This window comes from Chloroflexota bacterium, assembly GCA_016197225.1.
Classification (GTDB): Bacteria; Chloroflexota; Anaerolineae; order Anaerolineales; family VGOW01; genus VGOW01.
In genome coordinates this window covers 1-8,579 of record JACPWC010000073.1, presented here as the reverse complement: position 1 = coordinate 8,579, position 8,579 = coordinate 1, and the positions used below count along the sequence as shown (strand labels likewise).

Genomic DNA, 8,579 nt, shown 5'->3' with positions numbered 1-8,579 from the left:
GTATATAATTCTATTTTCTAAATTAAAAGATCAAGTTCATAAAATTTTCAATTTTTTATAAATTTCTAAGGTCCACTTAATTTTTTTAATGGACCCTGGAGTGAAGTCTTCAAAGACGACCTCGGCGGCAGGCCTCTGCTCTCGAACAATTTTGTGCGCTGGATCAATTTTCCACTGATTAAGAATCGGCGCTGGTATCACCAGAATGTAGTTCTGCTGGGCGACGCTTTGCACACGGCGCACTTTTCCATCGGCTCCGGCACCAAGCTGGCGATGGAAGATTCGATTGCCCTGGCCGATTGCTTTGCCCGTTGCGGCCCGGTGGAAGCGGCCTTGCCCGAATATCAGCGCACGCGCAAGCCGGTGGTGGATCGCTTTCAGGCGGCGGCAGTCCGTAGCCTCTCGTGGCTGGAGGATGTGAAAGAACATTTGCATCTCGATCCTGTGCCTTTCACTTACAAGTTGATGACGCGAAGCAAGCGCGTCGGCTTCAACCGCCTCAAGCGCACCGACCCGGAATTTGCCGCCCGCTACGACGCCTGGCGCAAGGCGCAACCGCAGTCGGGGCCGATCCCGGACGAGTATCTTGACCTGTTTCAGAAGAAGACTTTCGGTCATTTGGCGACGCTGATGCCCGACGGCACGCCGCATGTTACTTCGGTTTGGGTGGATTACGACGGCAAGCACATCCTGATCAACTCGGCGCGCGGGCGGCTGAAAGATCGCAACATGGAACAGAGGCGGCATGTCGCCATCGAGATCACCGACCCTGACAACCCGGATCGTTATCTCGCCGTTCGCGGCCCGGTCGTCGAAATCACTGAGGAGGGCGCCGACGCGCACTTGGATAAACTCGCGCCGCGCTACCTGGGCAAGGACAGCTATCCACCCAGCATGCGCTTTCCCGGCGAAGTGCGATGTCTTTATAAGATTGAGCCGAAGCATGTGACGACCTGGAATCCTTTTGGATAATTCTCAATTCATAATTCACAATGCTCAATTGAAGCCGCACATTGTGAATTGTCCATTGTGCCTTGAGAATTTATGACGCGCCTGCTCTTCTCTCCTCTCACCCTCAATCGCCTCACCCTGCCGAACCGCATCCTGGTCACGGCTATGGTCACCCGGCTGTCGGGCGAAGACGGATTTGTGAATCAGGACATCATGGATCGCTACGCGCGTTTCGCCAAAGGCGAAGCCGGGTTGGTCGTGGTGGAGGCCACCGCCGTTCATCAATCGAGGAGCGGGCCGCTTCTGCGTCTGTGCGACGACGACTTTATTCCCGGCCATCGTGAATTGCTCAAGCGGATGCGCGACGCCGGGCCGTCGAAAGTGGCCTTGCAGATCATCCACTTCTTGAAGATCGCCCGCTCCGGCTGGCGGCAGACGGTGGACATGCTCTCGCGTGATGATCTTGAAACCATCGTTCAGGCTTACGGGGATGCCGCCGCTCGCGCCCGCGAGGCCGGCTACGATGCAGTGGAACTACATATGGCTCACGCCTACACCCTCTCCTCGTGCCTCTCGGCTCACAACAAGCGGCGCGACGGCTACGGCGGGCGCAGTCTCGAAACGCGGATGCGGCTTCCATCGGAAGTGATAGCCCGGGTGCGTGAAAAGGCTGGCCCGGATTATGCAATCGGGATCCGGTTTGACGGCGAGGAGTGCATCAAAGGCGGCTACGGGTTGGCCGACTCAAAATATATGGCCTTGCGCTTCGCCCAACTCGGCGCAGACTACATCAGCATTTCGGCGGGCGGCAAATTTGAAGACGCCATCCGTAAAGAAGGCGAGCCGCTTTATCCATACACCGGCTACTCCGGCGACCGCACTATGCCGCCCGCTTCTTATCAGGACGGCGCAAACCTTTATCTGGCCGCCGGAATCAAGAGCTTCATCAACGCGCACGGTTATCAAACGCCGGTTGTCACCACCGGCAAAATTTCCACGCCGAAGATGGCGGAGGAAATTCTAGCCGGCGGCCAGGCCGACATTGTGGGCTTTGCCCGCGCCCTGCTGGCCGACCCCGACTGGCCGAAGAAAGCCCGCCTCGGGCGCGAAGAGAAAATTGTGCGTTGCATTTATGGAAATGTGTGCAAGAATCTGGACGAGAATTTCAAGCAGGTGCGGTGCGGCTCGCTCTGGCCGCGTGAGTATCTTCATGCGCCCGAAGCGCCCGGCGACGAAGAGCCGCCCGCCTGGCCGGAAGGCGGGGCCGGGCTGGCGGCCAAACTCAACGAGGGCGGCCAGGTGCGACTCACCTGGTTGCCGGCCTTTGACTCACACGGCGTGTACGGTTACGAAATCTTCCGGGCTGTCAACGAGGGGCCATTCGTTCATCTTACGTCATCTATGACGGCCAGCCACGTGGACGAGTATGCGCTGGCGGGCAATCGCTACAGCTATTACGTCCGCGCCTACGACTTTGCGGGCAATCGTTCCAATAATTCGAACGTCACAGAAATTTTTGTCGAGCCGGGTTTTGCCGTCCCCGGAAGCCGATCGTTGAAGTTGAATGGGCAAGTGGAGGCCGAACAAGGATTCGTTGCATGAGTCATAACGCACTCGTCACTGGCGCAGGAAAAGGCATTGGCGAAGCCATTGCCCTCGCTCTGGCTAACACCGGCATTCGGGTGGCCGTCGCCGCCCGAACGCAAACGGACATTGAGCGGGTGGCGGCCATCATCCGGGAAAAAGGTGGCGAGGCGATTCCCGTCGTCTGCGATGTCACCCGGCCAGACTCCGTGATCGCCGCCGTTGAGGAAGTGAAGCGTTCACTTGGCCCGATCACGATCCTCGTGAACAACGCCGGGGCCGCCGAGTCGCACAAGTTTCTCGGCCACGACGACGCCCTGTGGCAGAGGATGATTGACGTGAATTTGAACTCGGTCTATCACGTCACCAAAACCGTAGTCCCGATGATGGTTGAAGCGGGTTGGGGGCGCATCATCAACGTTGCTTCCATCGCTTCGAAGGTCGGCGGCAAATACATCGTGGGCTACACGGCGGCCAAACACGGCGTGCTCGGCTTCACCCGCGCCCTGGCGCTGGAGCTTGTGTCGCACAACATCACCGTCAACGCCATTTGCCCCGGCTACGTGGACACGCCGCTTACCGACAAAGCCGTTGCCAATATTAGCTCGCGGGCCAAACTCTCCGAGGATGACGCTCGCGCCACGCTGGAAAAAGCCAGCCCGCAGAACCGGCTGGTCACCAGCGAAGAAGTCGCTCACGTGGCCCTCATGCTCGTCGGCGAAAACGCGCGCGGCATCACCGGCCAGGCGATTAATGTGGATGGTGGAACGGTGATGTTTTGATTTTGGATTTTAGATTTCTGATTTTGGATTGAAATCAGATTCCAATCTAAAATCGCAAATCTAAAATCCAAAATGGAGAAGGGTGTGTACGATTTCAACTATGAAGTTTCCGACACGATTGCTACCATCACCCTCAACCGCCCCGAAGTGCTGAACGCGCTGACGCTGGAGATTTACGCCCAGTTGCGCGACCTGTTTGAGGCGTTGCGTTACGACGAGGGCGTGAAGGTGGTGATCATCACCGGGGCCGGCCGGGCGTTTTGCTCCGGCGGCGACGTGCATAAAATCATCGGCGCGGTGCTGGAACGCGACATGCGCGGCCATTTGGAGTTTTGCCGCATGACCGGCCATTTGATCCGTAACATGCGCCTGCTCGACAAGCCCATTATCGCCGCCGTCAACGGCCTGGCCGCCGGGGCCGGGGCCGTCATTGCTCTGGCTTCCGATTTACGTGTCGTGGCCGAAGACGCGAAATTTGCTTTCCTCTTCACCCGCGTCGGCCTCACCGGGGCCGACATGGGCGCGGCCTTTCTCCTGCCTCGAGTCGTGGGGCAGGGGCGGGCGATGGAACTGTTGATGCTGGGCGATGACGTGGACGCGCAGACTGCCGAGCGTTACGGTCTCGCAAATCGGGTAGCTCCTAAAGAGCAAGTTTTGCCCGTCGCTCGTGAACTGGCCGAACGCCTGGCCGCCGGGCCGACGCTCTCACTGGGCCTGACAAAGATGATGGTGAACAACGAGTGGAACATGGACATCGTCTCGGCGCTGGAGGCTGAGGCGCAAGCCCAGGCTTTGATGATGATGGGTGAAGATCATCGCGCATTTTACGAAGCCTTCAAGGAAAAGCGCAAACCGGAATTCAAAGGAAGGTAACAGATTATTCGTCACTGGTAATTGCTGATGACAAAGACCATTCTCAATCCATCTTCTCTCGCCAAGCCGTCGGGCTATGCTAATGGCATTCTTGCCGAAAAGGGCCGTCTGCTTTTCCTCGCCGGCCAGACCGGGATGGACTCAACTGGGGCCATTGCCGCGCCGGGCGACCTGGTGGCCCAGTTCACCCAGGCCCTGGCCAACCTGAAAGCCGTTCTAACCGAGGCGGGTGGGGCGATGACGGACATCGTCAAGCTCACCATCTTTGTCACCGACAAGGAACTCTATCGGGCCAACCTCAAACTTATTGGGGAAGCATACCGTTCTTTTTTTGGACGTTACTATCCGGCTATGACGCTGGTGGAAGTGAAAAGCCTGTTCGACGATGCGGCTCTGATTGAAATTGAGGGGCTGGCCGCGCTCGATTGACCGGGCTGGGCGCTAAAGGGGATGTTTTGCTATTTGGCAAAACACTAGATTTTATCGGAAATAAGCTCATAGGCCGTGGGGAGTCTTGGTTCATGAAAATTCTAATCGTTGACGACGAGCCCTGGTTGCGGTGGATCCTCAGGACGCAATTGGCGCGCCTCAACCATGAAGTAATCGAGGCCGAAGACGGCCAGGCGGCCTGGGAGATGTGGCAGCGCGAGGCCTTCCCGATGGTCATCACCGATTGGATGATGCCCAACATGGACGGCGTGGGATTGATCCGCCGCATCCGGGCCGCCTCAACACCCAGCTACACCTACATCGTTATGCTCACCGTGCGGACGGACAAAAGCGACGTGGTCACCGGGCTGGAGGATGGCGCAGACGATTACCTTACCAAGCCGTTCGACGCCGGCGAATTGCAGGCGCGGGTGGCGGTGGGCGAGCGCATTCTGGGCGTGGAGACTCGCCTGCGGGAATCGCTGGCCGAACAGTCGGAATTGGCCGCCCGCGACGGCCTGACCAGCATCTACAACCGCCGGGCGTTCGACTACCGGCTGGCCGACGAGATCCGGCGCGCCCGGCGTTACAACCGGCCGCTGGCGCTGATCATGGTTGATATTGATCATTTCAAAAACTACAACGACCGGCATGGTCACGTCCAGGGCGACCGCGTTTTGCAGGAATTGGCGAAGGTGCTGGTGAACAGCGTCCGGGCCACCGACTTTGTCGCCCGTTACGGCGGTGAAGAGTTTGCCATTATTTTGCCGGAGACAAACAAGACCAGTTCTATGGCCGCCGCCGAAAAAATTCGGACGGCGGTGGCGGCCCACCCGTTTCCGCTGGGCAGCAGCCAGCCAAACGGCGCGCTCACCCTCAGCCTCGGCATTGCCAACTATCCCGAAGACATGCCTGACGGCGACGTGCTGGTGGAACGCGCCGACCAGGCGCTTTATCGCGCCAAGCAAACGGGCCGCAACCGGGCGGTGCTGGCCGGCTGACCCAATCCAAAATGAATTTCTCTTTAACTCCCGCCCAGCTTCAGGTTCAAGCGCAGGCCCGCGCCTTCGCCCGGAACCGGGTTGCGCCGCTAACTCGGGAGATGGACGAGCAGGGCGAGATGCCGCTCTCGCTCATTCAAGAGATGGCAACCACCGGTTTGCTAGGCGGGCCAATGCCAAAAGAATACGGCGGCGGTGGTTGGGACGCCGTCTCGCTGGCCCTGTGCTACGAAGAACTGGGCCGCGTTGACTCGTCGGTGCGCGGTTTTATGACGGTTCACACCAGCCTTGTCTCGCAGTGCATCTTGCAGTGGGGCACCGAGACGCAAAAGCAAACTTACCTGCCCCAACTCGCTCGTGGCGAACTCATCGGTTGTTACTGCCTCACCGAGCCAAATGCCGGGTCGGACGCGGCCAGCATGGAAAGCACGGCGGCCCTCAGCGGCGGCGACGGCTACATCATCAACGGCGAGAAAATCTGGATCACCAACGGCGGCATCGCTCATTTGGGGATCGTGTTCGCCAACGCCGATCGCAGTTTGAAGCACAAAGGCATTTGCGCCTTCCTGGTTCCCACCGACGCCGACGGCTTCCACCGTGAAAAGATGCCGGGCAAAGAACTCGGCCATCGCGCGTCCGATCATGCTCATATCCATTTTGAAAATATGCCTGTTCCCAAGACCGCTTTGCTCGGCAATCATGGCGACGGGTTTAAAGTGGCGATGTCGGCGCTGGACGGCGGGCGGCTGGGGGTGGCCGCCGGTGCGCTGGGGGTGGCTCAGGCGTGCCTTGACGCCTGTGTGGACTTCGCCAGGACCCGGCGGCAGTTCGGCCAGCGCATTGGCAACTTTGAGATGATTCAGGCAACACTGGCCGACATGGCCGCCGACGTGGACGCGACCCGGCTGTTGGTCTATCGCGCGGCCTGGCTTCGCGACCAGGGGGAGAAGGCCGCTCGCGAGACCTCCATCGCCAAGCTGTTTGCCACCGAGGCCGCTGTCAAGGCGGCCAATGAAGCAGTGCTTTTGCACGGCGGGCGCGGTTACTCCAACGAATATCCGGTTGAACGTTACTATCGCGACATCAAGGGGTTACAAATCTATGAAGGCACGGCGCACATTCAGCGAATCGTGATCGCCCGTGAACTGCTGGGACGCGAATAAAACTACAGGAGACGAACTTATGAAAGCTGCCGATCTTCCACTTTATTACAATGCCGTCAATATCCTGGAGCACAACCTGACCGCCCGCGCCGACAAAGTGGCCCTGTACTCTGCCGAACGCGAACTGACGTTTCAACAGGCGGCGAACGAAGTCAATCAGGTGGGCAACGCTCTCAAACGCCTTGACGTTCGCATGGGTGAAATGGTGGCTATCCTCTCCCTCGATTGCGCCGAGTGGGTGGCGGCCTACTTTGCGGCGCTCAAGATCGGCGCGGTAGCGGTGGGTATGAACACCTTGTCCAAGCCGCAGGAACACGCCTACATTTTGCGCGACTGCCGGGCGCGGGTGCTCATTATCCACAAGGCCCTCCTGTCTTCCATTGAGCCGATCCGCGAAGAGATGGATTTTGTGAAGCACATCGTCGTTATCGGCGGTGGCCCTGCCCTGAGCGCAGTCGAAGGGGGCCAGCCCGGCGATCTTGATTACGCGGAGTGGATCAAGGACGAGTCTGTTGAACTGAGCGTAGCTCCCACGCATCGCGACGATTTCTGTTGCCTCAACTATTCCAGCGGCACCACCGGTGAGCCAAAAGGCATCCTCCACGCCCACAAAGACCTGCCCATCACCGCTCAGTTGTGGGCAGTAAATGTGTTCGGCTTGCGCGAGACCGACCGGACGTTTGCCACCGCCAAGCTGTTCTTCACCTTTGGCACAGGTGGCAATCTGGTGTTCCCGTGGTTTGTCGGCGCGAGTTGCGTGCTCATGGCCGCCCCGCCGCGCATTGCCGTCAACGTCCTCGAAACGATTCAACGTTTCAAGCCGACCATTCACTACAACGCGCCCACCGGCTACGCCGCGATTCTGGCGATGGAAGACTTTCAGGAGAAGTACGATCTGTCGTCGCTTCGGATCTGCGTCTCGGCGGGCGAGTCGCTCCCGGCTTCCATTTGGCACGGCTGGAAGGAGCGGACGGGACTCGATATCATTGACGGGATTGGCTGCACCGAGTTGTGGCACATTTTCATTTCCAACAAGCCGGACGACATTCGCCCCGGTAGCAGTGGCAAACCGGTTCCGGGCTACGAAGTTCGGATCGTGGACGAGAACCTCAATGATGTGCCGCCTGGCGAGGTGGGCAATTTGCTGGTGAAGAGCGAGACCACCGCGCTCTTTTACCTGCACAAGTCCGAGCGCAGTCGCAAGACGTTCGTCGGCGAATGGCTTTTCACGGGCGACAAGTACACCGTGGACGAAGAGGGCTACTACTGGCACGCAGGCCGTTCGGACGACATGCTCAAGGTCGGCGGCATCTGGGTGTCGCCGGTGGAAGTGGAAAGCGCCATTATCAGTCACCCAGCCGTGCTGGAGTGCGCCGTTGTCGGCCACACCGACAGCGCCAGCCTGATCAAACCCAAAGCTTTTGTCGTCCTCAAAGAGGGTCATCCACCTTCTGACGACTTGATGCGGGAGTTGATCGATCACTGCAAAGCAAAGATCGCCGAATACAAACGACCGCGCTGGGTGGAGTTCGTGCCCGAACTGCCCAAGACGGCGACCGGCAAGATTCAGCGTTTCAAGATGCGGGATAGTTAGTGTGACGAGTTAGCGTTTATTCTCTAACTCCAAACTCTAACACTCTTACCAAAGGAGACTTCCATGAGCGACCAATACAAATATATTCTCGACGAGAGCAAGCTACCGAAAGCGTGGTACAACATCAACGCCGACCTGCCGGTTCCGCCCCAACCCGTCCTGCACCCCGGCACGATGGAACCCGTCACCCCCGACTTCCTCG

The 8,579-nt window shown here is 58.7% G+C and carries 9 protein-coding genes; all 9 read left to right on the top strand.

Annotated elements, in window-relative coordinates:
• Positions 1–465: 465 nt before the first annotated feature.
• Entirely contained in the window at positions 466–972 is a 507-nt protein-coding gene (locus HYZ49_14065) for a PPOX class F420-dependent oxidoreductase (GenBank protein ID MBI3243410.1), read from the top strand.
• Positions 973–1,044: 72 nt separating this feature from the next.
• Positions 1,045–2,553 carry an NADH:flavin oxidoreductase gene (locus HYZ49_14060; GenBank protein MBI3243409.1) on the top strand — a complete coding sequence of 503 codons (1,509 nt, stop codon included), beginning with the start codon at positions 1,045–1,047 and terminating at the stop codon, positions 2,551–2,553.
• Positions 2,550–3,317 carry an SDR family oxidoreductase gene (locus HYZ49_14055; protein MBI3243408.1) on the top strand — a complete coding sequence of 256 codons (768 nt, stop codon included), beginning with the start codon at positions 2,550–2,552 and terminating at the stop codon, positions 3,315–3,317. The genes HYZ49_14060 and HYZ49_14055 overlap by 4 nt, the downstream gene beginning before the upstream one ends.
• 72 nt (positions 3,318–3,389) lie before the next feature.
• Complete coding sequence (locus HYZ49_14050) at positions 3,390–4,190, top strand: enoyl-CoA hydratase family protein (protein MBI3243407.1); 801 nt, start codon at positions 3,390–3,392, stop codon at positions 4,188–4,190.
• A gap of 27 nt (positions 4,191–4,217) precedes the next feature.
• The gene (locus HYZ49_14045) at positions 4,218–4,619 is read left to right on the top strand and encodes a RidA family protein (protein ID MBI3243406.1); all 402 of its coding nucleotides are present in this window, start codon (positions 4,218–4,220) and stop codon (positions 4,617–4,619) included.
• Between the two features lie 92 nt (positions 4,620–4,711).
• Positions 4,712–5,620: a diguanylate cyclase gene (locus tag HYZ49_14040; GenBank protein ID MBI3243405.1), complete on the top strand. Its 909-nt coding sequence runs from the start codon at positions 4,712–4,714 to the stop codon at positions 5,618–5,620.
• Between the two features lie 11 nt (positions 5,621–5,631).
• A complete protein-coding gene (locus tag HYZ49_14035) occupies positions 5,632–6,783 on the top strand; it encodes an acyl-CoA dehydrogenase family protein (protein MBI3243404.1) in 1,152 nt (383 codons plus the stop codon).
• A gap of 19 nt (positions 6,784–6,802) precedes the next feature.
• Entirely contained in the window at positions 6,803–8,377 is a 1,575-nt protein-coding gene (locus HYZ49_14030; protein ID MBI3243403.1) for a benzoate-CoA ligase family protein, read from the top strand.
• A 63-nt stretch (positions 8,378–8,440) separates the two neighbouring features.
• Positions 8,441–8,579, top strand: a 139-nt coding sequence (locus tag HYZ49_14025; GenBank protein ID MBI3243402.1) for a TrpB-like pyridoxal-phosphate dependent enzyme, incomplete at its 3' end; no start/stop codon positions are given.